24 protein-coding genes and 2 pseudogenes are annotated in these 18,112 nt (G+C 46.3%); 10 read left to right on the plus strand and 16 right to left on the minus strand.

Annotated elements, in window-relative coordinates; all coding sequences use genetic code 11:
- Window positions 1-122: 122 nt before the first annotated feature.
- From NDI35_RS26280 to NDI35_RS26305, 6 genes and pseudogenes are all read left to right on the plus strand, one after another.
- Window positions 123-1,424, plus strand: a complete 1,302-nt coding sequence (locus NDI35_RS26280) for a group II intron reverse transcriptase (RefSeq protein WP_445315298.1) — start codon at window positions 123-125, stop codon at window positions 1,422-1,424.
- Between the two features lie 69 nt (window positions 1,425-1,493).
- Window positions 1,494-1,757: a hypothetical protein gene (locus tag NDI35_RS26285; RefSeq protein ID WP_445315339.1), complete on the plus strand. Its 264-nt coding sequence runs from the start codon at window positions 1,494-1,496 to the stop codon at window positions 1,755-1,757.
- Between the two features lie 204 nt (window positions 1,758-1,961).
- A pseudogene (locus NDI35_RS26290) lies at window positions 1,962-3,033 on the plus strand (IS630 family transposase).
- A gap of 61 nt (window positions 3,034-3,094) precedes the next feature.
- A complete protein-coding gene (locus NDI35_RS26295) occupies window positions 3,095-3,337 on the plus strand; it encodes a hypothetical protein (protein WP_445315299.1) in 243 nt (80 codons plus the stop codon).
- Window positions 3,338-3,587: 250 nt separating this feature from the next.
- Window positions 3,588-3,959 (plus strand): annotated as a pseudogene (locus NDI35_RS26300) (Hsp20/alpha crystallin family protein).
- A gap of 245 nt (window positions 3,960-4,204) precedes the next feature.
- Window positions 4,205-4,384, plus strand: coding sequence for a hypothetical protein (locus NDI35_RS26305; RefSeq protein ID WP_445315300.1), 180 nt, complete (start codon window positions 4,205-4,207; stop codon window positions 4,382-4,384).
- Between the two features lie 57 nt (window positions 4,385-4,441).
- Here the strand turns inward: NDI35_RS26305 and NDI35_RS26310 are convergent, their stop codons facing one another.
- The 16 genes from NDI35_RS26310 to NDI35_RS26385 all read right to left on the minus strand — a co-directional run bounded on the left by NDI35_RS26310 (window position 4,442) and on the right by NDI35_RS26385 (window position 12,806).
- A complete protein-coding gene (locus NDI35_RS26310; RefSeq protein WP_445315301.1) occupies window positions 4,442-5,224 on the minus strand; it encodes a 3'-5' exonuclease in 783 nt (260 codons plus the stop codon).
- A gap of 116 nt (window positions 5,225-5,340) precedes the next feature.
- Window positions 5,341-7,275 (minus strand): hypothetical protein, encoded by a 1,935-nt coding sequence (locus tag NDI35_RS26315; protein WP_445315302.1) that lies wholly within the window; start codon window positions 7,273-7,275, stop codon window positions 5,341-5,343.
- Entirely contained in the window at window positions 7,197-7,667 is a 471-nt protein-coding gene (locus NDI35_RS26320) for a hypothetical protein (protein WP_445315303.1), read from the minus strand. Before NDI35_RS26320 ends, NDI35_RS26315 begins: the two co-directional genes overlap by 79 nt.
- 2 nt (window positions 7,668-7,669) lie before the next feature.
- Window positions 7,670-8,134 (minus strand): hypothetical protein, encoded by a 465-nt coding sequence (locus NDI35_RS26325; RefSeq protein WP_445315304.1) that lies wholly within the window; start codon window positions 8,132-8,134, stop codon window positions 7,670-7,672.
- The gene (locus NDI35_RS26330; protein ID WP_445315305.1) at window positions 8,037-8,477 is read right to left on the minus strand and encodes a hypothetical protein; all 441 of its coding nucleotides are present in this window, start codon (window positions 8,475-8,477) and stop codon (window positions 8,037-8,039) included. The genes NDI35_RS26325 and NDI35_RS26330 overlap by 98 nt, the downstream gene beginning before the upstream one ends.
- Window positions 8,478-8,552: 75 nt before the next feature.
- Window positions 8,553-8,909, minus strand: coding sequence for a hypothetical protein (locus tag NDI35_RS26335; RefSeq protein ID WP_445315306.1), 357 nt, complete (start codon window positions 8,907-8,909; stop codon window positions 8,553-8,555).
- A 68-nt stretch (window positions 8,910-8,977) separates the two neighbouring features.
- Entirely contained in the window at window positions 8,978-9,184 is a 207-nt protein-coding gene (locus NDI35_RS26340) for a hypothetical protein (protein ID WP_445315307.1), read from the minus strand.
- A gap of 11 nt (window positions 9,185-9,195) precedes the next feature.
- A complete protein-coding gene (locus NDI35_RS26345; protein WP_445315308.1) occupies window positions 9,196-9,363 on the minus strand; it encodes a hypothetical protein in 168 nt (55 codons plus the stop codon).
- Between the two features lie 221 nt (window positions 9,364-9,584).
- Window positions 9,585-9,788 (minus strand): hypothetical protein, encoded by a 204-nt coding sequence (locus NDI35_RS26350; protein ID WP_445315309.1) that lies wholly within the window; start codon window positions 9,786-9,788, stop codon window positions 9,585-9,587.
- Between the two features lie 30 nt (window positions 9,789-9,818).
- Entirely contained in the window at window positions 9,819-10,142 is a 324-nt protein-coding gene (locus NDI35_RS26355; protein WP_445315310.1) for a hypothetical protein, read from the minus strand.
- 6 nt (window positions 10,143-10,148) lie between these two features.
- Entirely contained in the window at window positions 10,149-10,478 is a 330-nt protein-coding gene (locus tag NDI35_RS26360) for a hypothetical protein (protein ID WP_445315311.1), read from the minus strand.
- Between the two features lie 34 nt (window positions 10,479-10,512).
- The gene (locus tag NDI35_RS26365; RefSeq protein WP_445315312.1) at window positions 10,513-10,698 is read right to left on the minus strand and encodes a hypothetical protein; all 186 of its coding nucleotides are present in this window, start codon (window positions 10,696-10,698) and stop codon (window positions 10,513-10,515) included.
- 312 nt (window positions 10,699-11,010) lie between these two features.
- Complete coding sequence (locus NDI35_RS26370; protein ID WP_445315313.1) at window positions 11,011-11,607, minus strand: hypothetical protein; 597 nt, start codon at window positions 11,605-11,607, stop codon at window positions 11,011-11,013.
- Window positions 11,585-11,923, minus strand: coding sequence for a hypothetical protein (locus NDI35_RS26375; protein WP_445315314.1), 339 nt, complete (start codon window positions 11,921-11,923; stop codon window positions 11,585-11,587). The genes NDI35_RS26370 and NDI35_RS26375 overlap by 23 nt, the downstream gene beginning before the upstream one ends.
- A 113-nt stretch (window positions 11,924-12,036) precedes the next feature.
- On the minus strand, window positions 12,037-12,222 hold the full coding sequence (locus NDI35_RS26380; RefSeq protein WP_445315315.1) for a hypothetical protein: 186 nt from the start codon (window positions 12,220-12,222) through the stop codon (window positions 12,037-12,039).
- Window positions 12,219-12,806 carry a hypothetical protein gene (locus tag NDI35_RS26385; RefSeq protein WP_445315316.1) on the minus strand — a complete coding sequence of 196 codons (588 nt, stop codon included), beginning with the start codon at window positions 12,804-12,806 and terminating at the stop codon, window positions 12,219-12,221. Before NDI35_RS26385 ends, NDI35_RS26380 begins: the two co-directional genes overlap by 4 nt.
- Window positions 12,807-13,000: 194 nt before the next feature.
- Here NDI35_RS26385 and NDI35_RS26390 point away from each other — a divergent pair, with 194 nt between their 5' ends.
- From NDI35_RS26390 to NDI35_RS26405, 4 genes are all read left to right on the plus strand, one after another.
- Complete coding sequence (locus NDI35_RS26390) at window positions 13,001-13,285, plus strand: hypothetical protein (RefSeq protein WP_445315317.1); 285 nt, start codon at window positions 13,001-13,003, stop codon at window positions 13,283-13,285.
- 318 nt (window positions 13,286-13,603) lie between these two features.
- Window positions 13,604-13,834 (plus strand): hypothetical protein, encoded by a 231-nt coding sequence (locus tag NDI35_RS26395; protein WP_445315318.1) that lies wholly within the window; start codon window positions 13,604-13,606, stop codon window positions 13,832-13,834.
- Between the two features lie 31 nt (window positions 13,835-13,865).
- Window positions 13,866-14,369 carry a hypothetical protein gene (locus NDI35_RS26400; RefSeq protein WP_445315319.1) on the plus strand — a complete coding sequence of 168 codons (504 nt, stop codon included), beginning with the start codon at window positions 13,866-13,868 and terminating at the stop codon, window positions 14,367-14,369.
- A 287-nt stretch (window positions 14,370-14,656) separates the two neighbouring features.
- Window positions 14,657-18,091 (plus strand): DUF3854 domain-containing protein, encoded by a 3,435-nt coding sequence (locus tag NDI35_RS26405; RefSeq protein ID WP_445315320.1) that lies wholly within the window; start codon window positions 14,657-14,659, stop codon window positions 18,089-18,091.
- Window positions 18,092-18,112 lie beyond the last annotated feature (21 nt).

Genomic DNA, 18,112 nt, shown 5'->3' on the forward strand with positions numbered 1-18,112 from the left:
GTAACATTTTCTATAGATGGGGTTGTTTAACGATATTGACCCCATCTTTTTTTACCATAAATCGGTCAAACCTTTGTTAGCTATGGGTTTTAACGGGGTTGTCACCCCGTCAGCGCCTAGACTTGAGCCTCAATCTCAAGTCAAATGTTAACAAATGGAAGCACCAAAGGCTGAGAGAAATTCCCATACCCAAAAAGGATGGGTCAACCCGATTATTAAAAGTGCCAACAATGTACGATAGAGCGTGGCAATGCTTAGTCAAATACGCTATTGAACCTGCACACGAAGCACTATTCCATGAACGGAGCTATGGATTTAGACCAGGCCGAGCAGCACATGATGCTCAAAAATACCTGTTTCAAAACCTAAACTCTCAAGGTAAAGGAATAACCAAACGAGTCATCGAATTAGACATCGAAAAGTGCTTTGACAGAATCAGCCACACTGCCATTATGGATAGACTCATTGCCCCAATGGGCATCAGAAACGGAATCTTCCGTTGTCTAAAAATAGGAGTAAACCCAGAATTTCCCCAACAAGGAACACCGCAAGGTGGAGTAGTCAGCCCACTTCTGGCAAATATAGCATTAAACGGGATAGAGTCCCTTCACCCATCCGTCAGATACGCTGACGATCTGGTGTTTTTTCTCAAACCAAAAGATGACGCACAAAAGATCCTTGACAAAATCCGTCAGTTCCTTGCAGAAAGAGGGATGAATGTTAGTGAAAGAAAGACAAAAATAACCGCAGCGACAGATGGATTTGACTTTCTAGGATGGACTTTTAAAGTTCAGAAAAACGGGAAATTCAGGAGTTTTCCCTCAGTGGAAAACTTCAAGAAGTTTCGACAGAAGGTAAAAAAAATCGTCAATAACTCGAATTATGGGGCAAAGGTAAAAGCCAAAAAGCTGGCTCCTATTGTCAGAGGTTGGAGAAACTACCACCAGTTTTGTAAGTTGGATGGCTCCAGATTTAATTTATGGTCACTCAACAATAAAACATGGAAGGTATTTAACAAAGAAAGTAAGCTAACCCGCTACCAGGTCAATCACCTGATAGACCAAGCATTCCCAAAAATTGGATGGCACGAAAATAAATTCGTGATGGTAAAAGGGGATAAATCACCTTTCGATGGAGATATCCTTTACTGGACAAAACGCAACAGTGCGTTATATGACGGTATAACCTCTAAGATGCTCACAAAGCAAAAACATACTTGTGGACACTGTGGACATCTTCTTACGGGAGAAGAAAGAGTTAATTTACACCACAAAGACGGCAATCATGAAAACTGGAAAGACACAAACCTGATGGTTGTACATGAAAGCTGTCACGACTATATCCACATGAGCAAACAAGATTGTCGGAAGCTGGATGCAATGAAAGTTGCACGTCCAGATTTAAAAGAGAGGGGCGAGACATAATAGCCTCCCTCGACTCTACCCAAAGCTGACGGTCAAACGTTCTACAAAATTGGCATTACAACTCGCCTGATCGAGGAACGCATCGCGGAAGTGCAGCGGGATGTGAGAGTGCATTACTCGGATGTTGCCGTCAACTTGCTGGGATTGTGGGAACACCGGGGGAATGTCGAGCTGTACTTCAAACATCGGTATCAACCCTTTAACTACCGGATTGGGAAACTGACAGAGTATTTTGCGTTTCCGTTCGTCAAGGCGGTGCTGAATGATTTGTACGGGATGGAACCCAAGGTTCTGTCGGCTGCCCTCGTCGGATGCGATCGGCGATCGGGATAAAAGATGATGTGAGCCAAAACCAGATGTCAACGGATTAGATAAGTGCGTAGAAGGCGTAGCCATCGCTCCCAAGTACAACCATTGACTCTTACACAGTTTAGAGAAACGCTTTGGGCTCTTACGACATGGTTGAGCTAACGACACATAATACCATTTTTTTAAAGATGTGATAGACTTGTGTAAAAAGTAAAGGCGAGAATTACAATGTCTGGTCGTCCTCATATAAAAATTACAGAATCTGTAGAAGATTTACGAGAAATCCTCAAGCAACAAAAAAGAATACTAGCTTATAATAAAGTTCAAATGCTTTATTTGTTTCAGTCAAAACAAGTAGAAACTGTTCGGGAAGTATCCACAGTTTTAGGTAAAAGTGAGGCAACGATTCATCGCTGGCTCTCCCAATATAGAAAGGGCGGTCTGAAAAATTTGTTAAAAAATAGGCAGGTTTTCGGTCGCCCAAAAAAGTTCTCAGTTGAAGTAGCAGCTTCATTGCAACAAGAGTTGCGAGACCCCGAAGGGTTTCAGAGTTATAAAGAAGTTCATCTCTGGCTCTGGTTGATTAAAGGAATAGCCAGTAGTTACCCGGCTGTATATTCTTTAGTAAGAGGTGAATTAAAAAGTAAATTAAAAATTCCAAGACCTCGCAGTATTTCTCAGAAATCTACGGCAATTAATGAATTTAAAAATAACTTGCATCAACAGATAAAAGCTTTACTACAAAAAGCTTTACCTCAAGTAAACAAATACAAAAAAGTCACTTATTGGTGTAGTGATGAAACTCGCCTAGGGCTGCATACCATTCGTCGGCGCAAGCTGACGCTTTCAGGCGTAAAGCCCATGGGGAAGCATCAATGGAAATTGGAGTGTTTTTGGCTGTATGGGGCAGTATCGATCGCTACGGGAAAAAGTTTTTTTTGGGAGTTTTCGCATTTAGACAAAGTTTGTTTTGAAGCATATTTACAACTTTTGTCAATACAATATCCTCATGAATTACACATCATTCAAGTTGATAACGCACCCGCTCATAATTTAAGCTCATCTGAATTACCAGACAATATCATTTTACTATTTCAGCCTCCGGCTTGTCCTGAAGTAAATCCCACAGAAAGAGTGTGGGAATATCTCAAAGGTTTTTTAGCGAAAGTCGGTGTTTAGTAATCTTGACGAACTCCGCACAAAAGTCCAGGAAATTTTGGCATCTTTCACCGATCGCCTCATTGGTTTTCTCACCGGATGGTCTTGGATTTTACATTCTTTATCTCTATCACATCTTTAAAAAAATGGTATAACCTCTTGGGCGATCGCGTTTTTAAGAAGGGGATTATGCTCACGCGCTCATGAGCGCGAGCGATGGCTATGGGAAAGCAGCTCACGCCCGCTCTGCACCTCCTTACACTGCTACACATCATCCGCACCGTGCTTTTGGTACGGTTAACACCAGCGATAGTTCCCCCGACGCTCGCGCCGTGCAGAGTTCGCTCGGCAGGGTCATCATGGCGTTGACACAGCATTTTCGGTTTCTAGGAATAGCTTTGTACGGTTTTCTTCAATTCCAATTTCCCCTGATTCTTTCACGTTGATTCTGGCAAATACGACTAACTGGGTTGGGTTCTCCTGACTGTTCCTGCCACTTAGGAAGCGGCATCATAATAACTGTAAGCAATGAGCTTCAACCAAAACAAACTTATAGAGCTTTACCAATCTTTGAGGTGACACATTATGTTGATGCGCTCTTGGCAACCCTTCACGGAAATTGAAACCATCCGTCAGCAACTCGATAAAGTTTTTGACCAACTGGCACCAACAAGAGATAACTCAGAAGCCGCTTGGATGCCCGCTCTAGAATTTGCTGATGCTGGGGACAACTTCGTATTAAAAGCGCAACTGCCTGGAATTGACCCCAAAGACATTGACGTTCAAGTCACTCGCGAAGCAATTTCCATCTCTGGCGCACGCCGCTACGAAAACACTGACGAGAAATCGGGGTAGGTCCGCTCTGAATTCCGCTACGGTAAATTCCACCGGGTAATTTCCTTGCCCGCACCCATTCAAAACGACTCCGTGCAAGCTGAATGCAAAGATGGCATTCTAACGCTAACCCTGCCCAAAGTGGCTGAAGCTCGCAATAAAGTTGTCAAGATTAATTTAGCCGAAATTGCTGGAGCTTCAACGAATCCCGCTTTGGAACAGGCTAACCAATAACGAAACGATCTGCTGTGCTTAATAGAGTGAGGCAAATTTTCCTTTCATTGAGCCTGATTGGATTTACTGGCCGGGCAACGGAACTGGAAAAGTTGATACCGGGAGCTACACTTGCTCTCGGTATTCTTTATTTGGGAAAGCCGAGCGAAAAGCTACCTACAACTGTCCTGAACCCGCAGTGAATTCAGTAACGCTTACGAGGCAGGCTTCCAGTAAATGCAGTCGATGTGCACTTCGCGAGCAGAATGCCCAATCGTGAGTCCAGGGGCATTGAAGTCCCTCACTCATGCGTTCCACCCACTTCTGTGGTGAATAAAGATGCTTGGAGTGCGGAGCGACCACCGCAGGCAGTCCAACGTATCGCCGAGACAATTATCCCTGTTCCCGGATGGTGCGGTGGATTGGGATATCATGAATTTTTCTGAGGAATCGGCATGGGGCAATTGATTTGATCCGAATCCGCTGCCATCCGCTTAATAAGCTCAAAAGCAGCCGTGCAATCTCAAGAGAGCTCGGTGTCCGCCGTTGAGAGGAACATACCGATAATATGAGTGATAATACCTTGAGTTTCCGGCCCATTGCGCTACCCATTCCATCAAACAGTCGGAGCGCTTTGCCAACTTCAAAATCGGCAAACTGTGAAGCCGACAGCAGTAATTTAAAATTGGGATATCAAAAGCAGAATTGTAGATTAATACTCGTTTATCTTTCAGGGCTGCATCAATCCGGGGATAAACTTCAGGGAAGGTAGGAGCATCGGCCACCATTGCATCGCTAATGCCGTGAATCTCTGTTACTTCTGCAGGTATCGGAATTGAGGGCTTTATGAGCGTATCCAGCAACATTTCACCGAGATGATTGATAATTGCTATCTCTACAATCTCAGCATCGTATAACCCCGTAGTTTCAGTATCTAGAATCACCCAATCGTTCTGGCTTAATTGTTCTCTTGCCCAAAGAACAGCACTCACCCTATCTCTTTCTATGAAACCTACTTCTCGATACCACTCTTGATAATCCCGCTTGATTTTGGCTTTGAGGCGGTTGGCGGCAAGGGTTTCCAATTGTTGGGAAGATGACTTTCTTTTGGGTTGGCAGGATTCAGGATTAGTCGAATCGTAGAGGAACAGATCGTATTTTCGCGTTTCGATAACGCCTGAAGGTTTCAGAGGTGATAAACCAAGTTCACCTAGTTGCTTTTTAGTTTTGAGATGTTCTGGTGGCTCATTGAATTCACCCCACCAACTGTATTTTGTTAGTTCCATAATCGCAGTTACCCCATCTCTGCCATTTCATTTTCGCACCAATGTAGAGAATCAAAGCAACTGCAATTAGCATATTTGTTGGTAATGGAGTGCCTAAGTTTTACCCAAAATTTATGCTATTCCACAATCTTTCCAAAGGTTGACTCAAGGGCATGATACCAGTCTTTCGCTTTCTGGAATGCTTTACCTCCCGTACCGCAGCCAAACACATCTCGACTGCTTGCTGTGACTCCCAATCTCAGTAGTTTTAAGCTCAACCAAAGCGCTTTATCTGGTTGAGTAGGAATCAGGGCAATGACTTCACTAACTCGCTCTACTTCACTGCTTCCCTGACTGCTCAGTAGCGCCATCACCCTCGCCAATGCCTTCGAGCGCTCTGGTTCAGGAAGTAGGGAAGTAGTGCTGGAATCCTTATCCTGCAACACTTCATTAGCTTCATCCGCCACTTTGTTCGCTTCACCTTCTGATGAAGTAGCAGTATCCTCCCGTGCAGTAACTTCATCCGCCTGCCATGATTCTAGGAGCCTTTTCTTGGCTAATTCCCATAGTTCTTGAGAATCTTCTGATTCTTGATTGGTAGCCAACTCAGTTGCTTGGGATGTTTCACTATTTACAGAAGTTTCTGTAGTTGATGGGTGCTGAGGAAGCTTTCGTTTCCATTCGCTCAAGTCGGGTACAACAGCCGGGAATTCGCCTAACTCGCAGCTAATCCATGCCGCTCTATTTCCCAGCGATTCCAAGTAATCTCGAACTTGTTGGTATTTGGCGTATTGCTCGGAGTCCTTGGGGAATTTGTTGCGGTAGGATTCACATTCTTCTACGGCAAACTTGCCCATGTAAATGCTACAGAAACACTCCGCTAAATCTGATTCTCCCTCCAATCCCCAAGTTACAACTTGTCTGCCCTGCGCTAAAGCAAAGATGCGGATGTTGGTTTCCCTGGCTAAAGTAATCATTTCACCCATAATTTGCTTGGCACTGAGAGAAATAATCTGTTTGGTTTGGCGATTGACAATCGCTCTCACATTACGCGAAATTGCTTTCCATTCATCAACAGCTACATTCCAAATGGGTGAATCAATCCCCTTTGCCATTAATGCTGTACGCCGCACTCTTTCACTTTGCAATGCTTCCAAAGAGGAGCGGATAGCTTTGTAATCTTCAGGCACTCCTATTACATCCAAGCCAAGCCATTGATGCGGCCACCGTTTGACCGTAATTACCGACTGTTTTTGGGATGGCATCACATCCATCAGCCAATCAAATAGCGTGGTTTTTCCGCATCGGGTAGCTGCAACTCCTCTAATGTGAGGAAACATCTCAGGAGTCTCCCTAAACTGTTTCCAATCAAAGAATTTCACTCCTAATTGGGGAGTTGCTGGCAGTTCTACACCCAATAACTGATTGTTATTTTGGGCGGATGCTGCGTGTGGTGCCTGTTCCGCCTTTTCAACTTCCTCTGACTTTGATTCCATTGGAGCGGGCAAAGATTTGGGAGTGGCGGCGGTTAAAGCCTCCAACAGTTCGGGATTCTTCTCCAAATAAAGCGTGTTGTAGCCGTCGTAGAGTTCGCGCTTGAAGTCCTTCACTCTCAAGTCAGCAGCAATCGCTGTTTTCTGGATTTCTTCCTCATCCAAAATGTCGCTTGTAGTTGCTTCTAACTGCTTTTGCCGAGCTTCATTGAGAGCAGCCTCTTCCTCGTTCTTTCTCTGCTTCACCGATGCTGCACCCGATGTGAAATAACCCGCACCAAAGCTCATTGCACCAATTACGCCGGATGTTGTACGCAGCAGCCCCCACCCTTGATGCAGCTTCACAAACTTAGCATTCTTGGGATACTGGGAACCCGTTACCACAACAGGCGTACAGGGATTTGTAGTCCGGTCACAGTAGCTGACGTGTTTGTCAAAGTACCCGAACAAGCTAAATCCGCTACACCCGATGCCCACAATCAAAGAAGCAATGGCACTTTTCACCGCATCCACCTCCGCAGCAGTGCGACCAACAAAAGCAGCGTCACCGACACACCGACAATCGCGACAAGCTGCCACACTGGGATGAAGCCAAAGCCGACACTTAAAGGCATATTTGCCAGGAGCCACGCCGCATCCCAAAATGCAGCAACAGTTCCGACAATCACTACCAACCCGCTAATCCGACGCATCGACAGCAAGTAAGGTGTAGGGTTTTTCGGTTTTACTACAAACAGGAACCCGGCTACTAAAATCACTGCGACGAGCATTACAGGAGCACTGAGAACCCTCGAAACGTGAGCGATGGATAGGCCAACCGCAAACCAGAATCCTTGACCGCAGAAGCTATTTAGGTTTTTGAGAAACCTCAATGGGTCTGATTCTTCTAGGTCGGGGAGTTGTGGTTGTTGTGAAGGTGGAGAGACAGGGGGATTTTGAGGTTTGGGAATGAGAAATGGTGGTAACTGCATGGCTACTTCCCAGAGAAATAATCAAAGGCTTTACCGCCCCATTTTTTGAGCCAACCGCTTGCCTTGGTAGCGTTATTGCTAGCGTTATTGCTAGCGTTATTGCTAGCGTTATTGCTAGCGTTATTAGTAGCGCTGCTGGCAGCACTCAATTGCGGGCTACTCGATGATGGCAAACCGTATTTCCCGCGAGTACCGTAAGCGATTAAATCTTGAATCCTTTGTTTCTCTGCCTTTTGGGCTTCTTGAGCTTCTTGTCGCCACGAGAAAAGTGCTTCTTCTTGCTCTGGCTTTTGGGAGAGTACCGCTTTTCTGCGGGCTAATCTGTTAGCCACTATCTGAAGAGAAATCTCAAGGTCGTATTCGGCTAAATCACCGTAATCGATAACTTCTTGGTCGAGAAGTCTGACGCCAACATCCGAATCTTTGGCTAGCTTTTTGGTATTGGCCTGCCAACCTTTCCATGCCAAGAATACGTCGAGTGTAGCTCGATCGATCGATCTTCTCCATGCCCTTAGCACCAGCTTTGACGCATCGGGCTACAAATTCGTTGTATTTGACAACGCCGTCAATATAATCGTTGACGTGTTTTTCTAACTTGTCGAGGTTGTCAATCAGAAACTTGATTTCTTCAACCGAATCTACGAATGCTCCCAATTCTTCCTCGGACATCCCGGCAAAAGCTGATGGGTCAAAACCGTAGTATCCCTGAAAAGTAGCCAACATTTCAGGTGCGCTATCAAATGCTTTGACTTTTCCGACTAGGGCTGGAGCGATGGCTCCACCGCCTGTGTATTTAACAATTGCACTCATGGTTGGTCTCCTTTAATCCATTCTGCGGGTTGGTATGCAATCAAATCCCTTGTCAGCAGCAAGGCGAGTGTAAGTTTAATTTCCTGGCGGGTCGGTAGAATAGGAACTTTTATCAGAAACTTTCCATTCACCTGACAAATACCAGTCCACCCATTTTGTAGCTGAATCAAAAGCTATATCCTCATTTTCTTCAACGCCAATTTCGATCGGGTCGGGGTCGCCGTCATACACGTACCAGCAGGCGAAATCTGGCTCAACAACGAGTTTTATTTTCAATCCAAAGTGAGCAAAAATCTTAATCTTGTCAGAGGTGAGTTCCGCCACTGGTTCGTCTTCAAGAATTTTCCCTCTTTTCTTTAGCTCATCAAATGCAGCGTCAAATACTGCATTTAAAGCAGTTGTGGGTAAAGCTCCTATAATTTTAGTCAGCATTGCATTTTGCCTCATTCAGTTGCCTTGCTTTCGCGTTTACATTAGCTAGTGTCAAACAATTCCCAAGCTTACTTACCTCCTAGTGACGGTGCAAATTGATAGCTGTGGTTCGTGCTGTTGTCGATATTCTGATCACCTTGAACTACCGTGGGTGGTAAATCTTTTACGGCTTGCCGATAACCGTCGTGCCAGGACGATTTGACTAAATAAACCAGCATCACTGGAATGACTGCAAACAGGATTGACGCACAAATTGCTGAGAGTTTTTCTGACATAGTTGTTACTTCTAATTTTCGTTGCTGTGGTTAAAATCAGGAAGGGTCAAATGGTGGATGAACCTTTGCGTCAAGTCGTCGCTGATTGTGGGCGGTTTGAGTTGAATCAACCAGTCGCCGCCTATTGCTGGCTGTTCGAGCGTTAAATCGTCGCTGATTGCTGGCTGTTTGAGTGTCAAATCATCGCTAATTGCTGGCTGTTGATGGTTAAATCATTGAAATCGAAAGATTGGCTACCATCTGGTTTTTTGTTCATACTTTTTGGTTGTTAGCTGTTGCAGAGTACATCTCAATTGTCGCATTACCAATTCGCAACCAACCTCTAAACTCGGTGAATTAATGTCTCGTTAATCTTCTACTTGCTAATTTCATTGGGACTAAATGAAATGTAAACCTGTCCTTAACCGCTACATTTAATATGAGCCGGAATGTAACCGAAAATCTGACAGATTCCCTGCCAAAACATCTCTTTACAAATCAGGTAGTTGTCGAGAATTTGCCCTTGGCGGTACACAGCCCACGCCATGTCTACAGATTTGACAATTGCCTCTGGTGCTGGGTCTAGTTCCACTAACTGCTTTACTCTGTCTAATTCGCTGCTCATTTCTTGTGACCTCATTAACCACGATTCTTCCTAGAAGTTGATATTGATAGCATCGCGTCGTTTCCACCACGCTGTTAATCGACTTATCCAGCTTTTTCTATTACCTCGCTCCTCATCTTCGCTTTCAGGCTCATCAACATCATCATCTTCATCCTCATCCTCATCTTCTGCGACTGGCGGACTGTGCCAATTACAGTTAGGTCTGTCTATCCAGTAGGGGTAAACTCCAACAGGTTTTCCATTTACCCTATCGACAAGATTAATTCCTGCCACATTGCATTTAGCGTAGAATTCGTCTTCTTCTGTAAGCGTTGCAGGAGCTAGCAATCTTTGATAGTCTTTGTTTGTGTCCATATTTTCCTATCCTGCTGATTCATATCCATCACATTCATAATCTTGCTGGTCAGTCTCGAATCGGTAGCAAACTCCGGGATAAGGGCATTTTCTCGGCCCTACACAATTAGGGGGAAAATATTTCTCTTTGGGCTGGCAAAGATTTTTACTTTCGTCTACCGCTTCTAAGTAAACATCGCTCTCAATAATGTTGTACAGCGTACCGTATCGATTGCTGTACAAATCGAGGTCTTTGATCTGACAGAATGCTAGACATTTGTTGTCGGGAGCGTACACAAAAACGTGCTGCTCTCCGTGCCATAACAAAACCTCTTTTTTGCTGATGTGAACTAACATCGCTGTACTCCTTAGCTCTATATGTGCGCCTTGCTCAATCTGGCAACAAAATTTCGTTATCTGTCTTGCTAAAGATGACTTTTTTGCCGTGCTCCACACAGTAAGGCTTTAGTAACTGGTACTTTTCATCCCGGTCAGTCAACAGGCTGTGTACCAGTTTTTGTTCTTGCCATCCTGAATTGCAGTGTTTAACTATTGCCAAGACTTCTCTGATTTTCACGCGCACCCTCCCACTAATACTGCCACTTCGCTCACTTGGCTAATTGCAGCCAGTTTAGACTTAACGATCCGCCACAATCTTAATCCAGGACACACTAAATACAACTCAATAAAACCGTAACTTTCCAGCATCAGACAAACCTTATTAGCACGATTGTTTCTTCAGCATAATTGCGATTGGGAGGCAATATAATGCCAGGTTTTTTAGGTTGCCTCCCCTGTTGTAGGCTCAGGAAAAAGATGAGATTTAGAAGCACCTTTTCCCTTTGAGCCTGCCTTAAAGCTAGGGCTTCCCCCAACTCTCGGTGAGCGCCTACCAGAGTCCTGGTGAAATCCTCCGCGGCGGTACTGGTTTGGTGGGTAAAACAGGCTTTGGGACTGGCAAATTGGCATCCCGCAAATCCAAGGGAGCTGCTTTTACGGCCGAGGTGAGAACGCTGAAATTACCTCGGATATTCGAGGCCATATCGGTCAAACCGTGGGTTAGATTTGCACTCAGAGAAATCTTAAAAGCATCTAGGATTTGGTCGCTAACGGCTCCGGCAACATCGGCCATCCCCAAGGATGCTTCGCGAGTCATTCCCTCAATGGCTTGTATCGCTCCGCTTTTCTCTTCTTCAGCATCGCGCTTTTGGTCGCTGGCGATCGCATCTTTGTCGATGTCATTGCAGTATTCACCGCGTCCGTTCCGAGTTCCAACTACTTGTTCGAGTGCCAAACCGGGTGCAATTCGCTGATTCAGTACCAACTCGAAATAAAGGTCGATTTCTGCGCTGTCATCAGGGTTCAAAAGAGAGTTTTGCCAATCGAGCTGTCCTAAAGCTTTGCGAGCGTTGGTTACGTCAGAAACTTTGTTGAGTCCCCATTTGGTTTTGATGTCGCGACGCTCAATTGTCGGTTCGGTATTCATGGGTGGGTAATCCTTCTTGTGCTAATCGTTCTCGAACAGTGGCAATGCAGCGGTTGGCTTCAAGAATCCAAGTTTCTAGGGTTAGCAAGCAGTTCAAATGAAATTGAGAAAATGTTCGGCGGTAAGGTTGTCTCTGAAACTCAGGGCATTCTGCTTCTAAAAGGGCGAGTCGGGTTTTGAAAGTAGCTTCAGGCATCAGTTTTCCCCCTTTACCTAGAATTAACCTTACCTCTGCTCTGAAGTAATTTCGACGGTTCCATTGACCGCACCGACTGTTAAAAACAGCTACGTCTACAGGCTTTTTAGGTGTTGGCATTTTCTCATTGGCATTTGATTGGCTACTTGGCGGGCTACATCACCCGAAACTCTGATTCTTTCGTTAGCTGTTTTCGGAGTCGCCCGAAGTAGCTAACGAAGAATCAAAAAAAATTATTTCCTTTCCGGCGTGCTAAATGATTTGGCATCCCAGATACCCCATACTTCCCGGGCAGAAGATACGGCACCTTGGAGCGCTTCTGCTGGCGTGCGCCCGAAAACTATAATCTGGCGGGGTGGATTGTACTTGCGGGTGACGGTAACGCTCCACCGAAATTGATGGCTTTTGAGTGCTCTCATCGATCGTCCCTCCCATCACCAGGTGTGGGTGCAGCTTCCGATGAAGCTAAGAGGGAACCGGAGAACAAGCGAATTAGGCGCAGCGCTTCTGGTTCGGACAGCCAAACATCCAAGTGTTCCAAGGAATCGGAAAACAAATCCGATAGTTCGCATTGGGAGAGCGCTTGAAGCACCGTCGATGAATAGTGTTGGGCGTAGGTGATCGCTTCAATCAGGGCAAGCTTTTGGATGCGGTTGCAAGTGCTCAGCAGCGATTGCCAGCAAGAATGGAGTTGGCGGCTGGAGAATTGGTCGGCTATTGCTTCCAAAGCGGCGATCGCTTCGGAATCACTTGGCAAGAAATCAAAATCTTGGGGCCAGCGATTGCCAAAACATTCAACAGTACCGCACTCTTTAATGGAGCGGGTGAGCGTATCCCTTTGGCGCAGCGAATAAACGACCGCTTCCATCAAAACCCAAAGAGCGGGTTCTGCCATCGCGTCCACGGATGCCAACAACGAAGGGTACAAAGAAGCGCTCGTCACCTTTGGCGTTGCAGCAGCAGCGGACACCTCAACCGTTATCGGTATCGGTATTTGTGTCATGATTGAAAAACCTCATTAATGTGAGTGCCATACCCCGCCCTTTGAGATTGCGAGTCATGGGGGGCGGGGTTTGGTTTTGGTGTTAAATTATGTCTGTGTATGCACAGACATAATTATGTATGCACAGACATAACACTTTTGCTTCTGGGTTGTCAAGCCCTATGATGAAAATTGTTATTTGTGCATACACAGACATGACCAGAAAACCCGCAGAACGCAGCGCTTGGGGCGAAAACAAAGAGCGCTACAGCATTTTTGTAACTCCCACCGCGATGAAGGCGATCGACACCAGGGCTGAGGCTCTTGACATCTCGCGCTCTGAATTTTTGGAACAGTTCGCCCGTCAGATGGTGGGGATGACCAACACTGAACTAGCAAAGGAGGATAGGGAGGAATTGACCAAAAGTCTTGGAGCAAAGTATCGCTTTAGCCCGCGAAGAACTTGCTGGCAGGGGTTTGTTTCTCAAGCGCAAGGCTAAGGGCGATCGGGTTCAATTGCTAAAAAATCAAATTATGGAATGGGAAACACTACTTGAAAAACTAGGCTGAACTGCGGGTATACACCAAGATTTGTTTATCTCGCGTTTGGTGTATACCCAAAACAGCAACGCCAAGTGTGCTGGATTAAAAGTTCAAAATGTCTCAGATTTTTTGCCAAAAGCTTTTGTGGACTGCATTTAGGTAGAACCAGAGCTAAGAACGGCATTTCAATTTTTTTGAGTTCCAAGACCCCCCAAACCCTTACTATAAAAAGCTGGAGGCGTTTTAAAATACATCCATTTAAAGGAGTGACTGCAATGATTGGATGGTCGTTTAGCAAAAGTGAGGATGACGATTCGGAGCAGGAAAACAGACATTCGGCGTCATCTGAAGAAGATTGCAAGGAAATGGAAAAAAAGTATGGGTGGGAACTCAAAAGAGTCGAACAAAACGAGGACGATTCAGACCTATCGGTCGATTGCGTGTTTAAGGGCAAGCAGACCAGCTTCTGGGATATGTGGGGCGACCATCAAGACGACCCGGACTAGATGAAGCATAACTATAAAAGCATTTGATGTGATGACACAAACTGAAGAACTGGAACTTTACGACCCATTGGCAAGCAAGTCTACGCTGAGCCTTTACCTAGTCAAAGAGCAAGAAAAATGGATTCCTATCGAGAGCAAAGAGCTTGTGATTGGGAAACAGTTGACTCGACTGTTACAGCTTTCTCACGATTCGCGTCCTCTACTGAAGCGCAAGGTCAAAGTTGGAGAACGGCTCACTTACCACGTTAAAAAAGAGGGTAGCCCTTGGAAAGCTTACCTTGTCACTCCCTCGGACTGGGTAGTGGTCAGAGTGTTTCGGTACGAAGCTGACCTATCAGAAATTGAGGGGGATATGCCAGAGTTTCGGGACGTACAGATTGCTTACTGCGAGCGCCAGCCTTTGATGCCAGAAGAAGCTGAGGCAATGACTTATGAGATTGTCAGCAAGGTTTCCGTTGATTCATGCGGTGGCGACAGGGAAGCTTATCAGAAATTCCTTGCCAGCGAACAATCTAAGCCATACGTTCGAGTTTAAAATTGGAGGATCTATCAACTCATGGAATTACAGAGGCTCTTGGCAACAACCGAAGAGCCTCGCAGCCCAAGACCAGACCAAAAAAAAGAGTCCGCTATCTATAGAAGAGACGGCGAACAACTAAATTAAAAAAACTTTAGATTCATCATAGTTCATTTCTGCCATTACCGCAAAATTTGCACCTTTGCACATCAACGGTAGTTACAGCAGAGCCGTCTCTTCTACATTTAGCGGGTTTTTGCAATAAAAACCAGTTAGCACCGCTATGAGTAGCGAGAGAGGCATCTATGAACGTTGTTGCAAATCAATTTTTATCAACTACCACTTATCTTTGCCCCAAACACAAAAGCCACATTGAGAGCCGGGGGCTGTTGAACGACTGGAGCTACGCCAACTGCCGCACTGTATCTGCGGATGAGGCATCAGTTTACTTGGGCTACGCGGCGAAGTGTGGCGGCATCCTGTTTCTGGGAAAAACAACGCAATTCCAGTTCAGACCGGACAAGCCTTGGAAATCAGAAAGCTGCAAAAAAGCGCCCAAATATCGGACGCCGGTGGGTGAATACGACGCATTCTTGCCGCAGCATCCCACCGACAAAAACTACTGGGATACCGAAAATCTCAAGCAGCACTGCTACCGCATCAACGACCATCCGTGCATTGTCCTCACTGAAGGCCCGTTCAAAGGAATCGCCGGGTGCGCTAACGACATCCCAACTATTGCACTGCTGGGCGTTTCAATGGGTCTAACCTCTAAAAAAGGAGACATTCAAGGCAAGCGCTACTTGGTCGAAACTTTAGAAAAGTACGCCCGTGCCGGCTTCGGGTTTATCTTTGCCTTCGATGCCGACGCCGCCACCAACCCAAACGTCACCTGGGAACAGCGGAAACTCGGTCTTGTGTTGCTCAAGTTCGACGTTCCGGTCTACAGTGCAACTGGAGGTTGGGATGCGGGCACCGAAGGCGAGACAAAAGGCATGGACGATTTGATTCAACGAAAGAGCATTGAAGCTTTTAGAAAAGTGCTGGCCACGTCCGTTACTTTTAAGGACTGGGAATCAAAAACCTTTGGAGGCGACGGTGGCAGCGGTGGAACTAGAGACAGATACTTAGTCCCCAAGTCCACAACGTTTGAGGCACACTGCCTCAAGAATTTATTTGGAGATGATTGGATAGTTGTCAACGATGCTTTCTACCAATGGAACGGGCGCTATTGGCAATTCCAAGATGAAGCGGACGTGAACAAACTCATCGGCGACTTTACGGAGAATTGCTACGAAACAGCAGAAGTCGGCAAAAAGTTTAAGTTCGGCACCAACAAATTCTTAGATTCGGCTTTTAAATATTGCCGGAAGGTGCTGCACCAGAAGGTTGACACTTCTCGGAACCACCTCAAATCATTCTCAAACGGCACTGTAGATTTGAGGACTGGCGAACTGTTCCCACACGACAAGGAACATTACCTGCTTTCTTGTTCCCCCTGCGATTATGTGCCAGGGTCAGAATGTCCGCAGGAATTTAAGCAATTCATACTTTCTGCCTACGGTGCCGAACAAGTAGAAGTCATCAGGGCCGTAACTTCGATGTACTTAGACCCAACCGCACCTTACGGGAAGTTTGCTTACTTGATTGGGGATAGCGGTAGCGGGAAAGGCGTGATGCTGCGGACTTGGGCAAACTTACTTGGCGAAGAAAACAGCGTCAGTTCCAATAGCTTGACCGAACTGACAAAACCTGAAGGCCGGCATCAATTATTAACTGGTAAATCCTTGTTTTACATCCCCGATGCTGGCGGATTTCTGAGCGGACTCAAAGCTTTTTACGAATTGGTGGACAATGGCGGCATTTCGGGACGCGCTCTATTTTCGGCATCGGCTTACCAGAAAAAATGGAACGTGCGATTTGCGATCGCCTCCGTCGAACACATCCAAACGGAGAACAGTGGCGATGGTTGGGACAGGCGCTGCATTCCGTTGCAAACCCGCGCCCGAACGGCAAGCATCGAAGATCCGGAGCTAGGCCGCAAACTATCGGCAGAGCTGGGTGCGATCGCTGGTTGGGCGCTATCAATGGACAAGACAGAACGCAATCGCATTTTGCTCGTACCGTCAACCAACCCGTCAATTGTCGCGTTGAAACAAGACGGCGCAATTCTGGGAGATAGCGTCCGTTCGTTTGTAGATCGCTGTTTGAGAGCGGGTGGGGATAGTTACGTCGGCAGCGATTTGCACAGTTGGTACGCGGCATATTGCAAAGCCCACAATCTCTCGCCAAGCGGTTACAACAAATTCGTTCACCACTTGCAGCGAGTATTGTCAAATCACTGGAAAGCTTCCGAGGTTGTGCGAGAAGGCGACAAAATCAAGCGCATTCCGGCTCAGTGGCGGGGACTTCAGATTTTACCGTGCTTTGTTGATGTAGCAGTGGCAGAGGATGAAGAGGGCAGCAACCGCCCCCATATCCCGAACTGGGCTTGCATCAAAACTATTTGTGCTGATGGCGGATTGCAAGAATTAACTCAAACCCGCACGGTTACAGGCACTTCAGCGATTGCAGAAATTCCAGCACATTCTCAAATAGCTCAAACCGTTGTGGTTACAGACGTTACCAGCAATTCTGAAATTGTTACAACATCTAAAAACCCTACAACCCGCATGGTTACAGACGTTACAGCGTTACAAGGTAAAATTCGCCAGTATGAAAAGACCTCATCATACGAGATCGCAGATGATCCTAATAACACGGCTGAAGGTGAACCCTTAACTGATGTAACTCCTGTAACCACAGCTGTTACACCCACTTTTGAGTCCTCAGCACAATCCTGTAACAGCTCAAAAACTTGTAACAACCCTCAGCTATCCGAGCCAGGGACGATCGCCCCGGAGGAATCCAAACCAACAGAGCCAACCGAACCAACAGAGCCGCCGAGCGTCCCGATGGTGAATTGGAATGTCGGCGAGCGAGTAAAAGTTTCGACTCAGTATCCCGGAGCTCAAGAATATATAGACGAGCGGGCCACCGTAGTTAAGGTGTGGAGCGATGGGCTATGCCGGATTGAGCTTGACCGCGAGATTTCAGTCATTGGAGGTAAACCTACCAAGCAATTCAACCTTAACGGGCGTTACTTAGTTTCAGAATTTGCGGCCGACTCAAATCTCAACGAAGACGAACTAGAACTCGTTAACCTGATGCGGTTCGCGGTTACACAATCAGACCCCCTAGTTACCGATGCCGTGAAAATAAGTCTCACGGAAACTTGCGACAAAGGTTTCGCTAACCGAAAAAAAGTTTGGTTCGCGTTGACGGCGAGTGAGCGAACTGTATTTAAAGCGCTACTAGCTAAGTTAGAAGCTCAGCCTCAGCCGAAACAGTTACCTCACACCCCCGCCCCCTCCAAGTCCGAGCCAAAAACTCTATCTGCCCCAATCGAACTCTCGAAGCAGGAGTGGGAACAGCCGACAACAGAAGCAGTGACAGAAATCGAACTCTCGAAGCAGGAGTGGGAACAGCCGACAACAAAAGCAGTGACAGAAATCGAACTCTCGAAGCAGGAGTGGGAACAGTCATTTGTGCCGATCGCCCCATTGGAGTCAGAGCTAGAACCGGAGTTGCCAATCTTCACAGCGGATACTGAAGCGCATCAGCTTGATTTGCTGCCAGATTTCAAGCCGCTTTCAGACTCCGACGGGAGATTTTCGCCCGAATCTGAAAATTGGGCTTAATCCAAGAACACACTGCGAGCC

This window comes from Microcoleus vaginatus FACHB-2002 (assembly GCF_040004035.1).
Lineage (GTDB): Bacteria > Cyanobacteriota > Cyanobacteriia > Cyanobacteriales > Microcoleaceae > Microcoleus > Microcoleus vaginatus_C.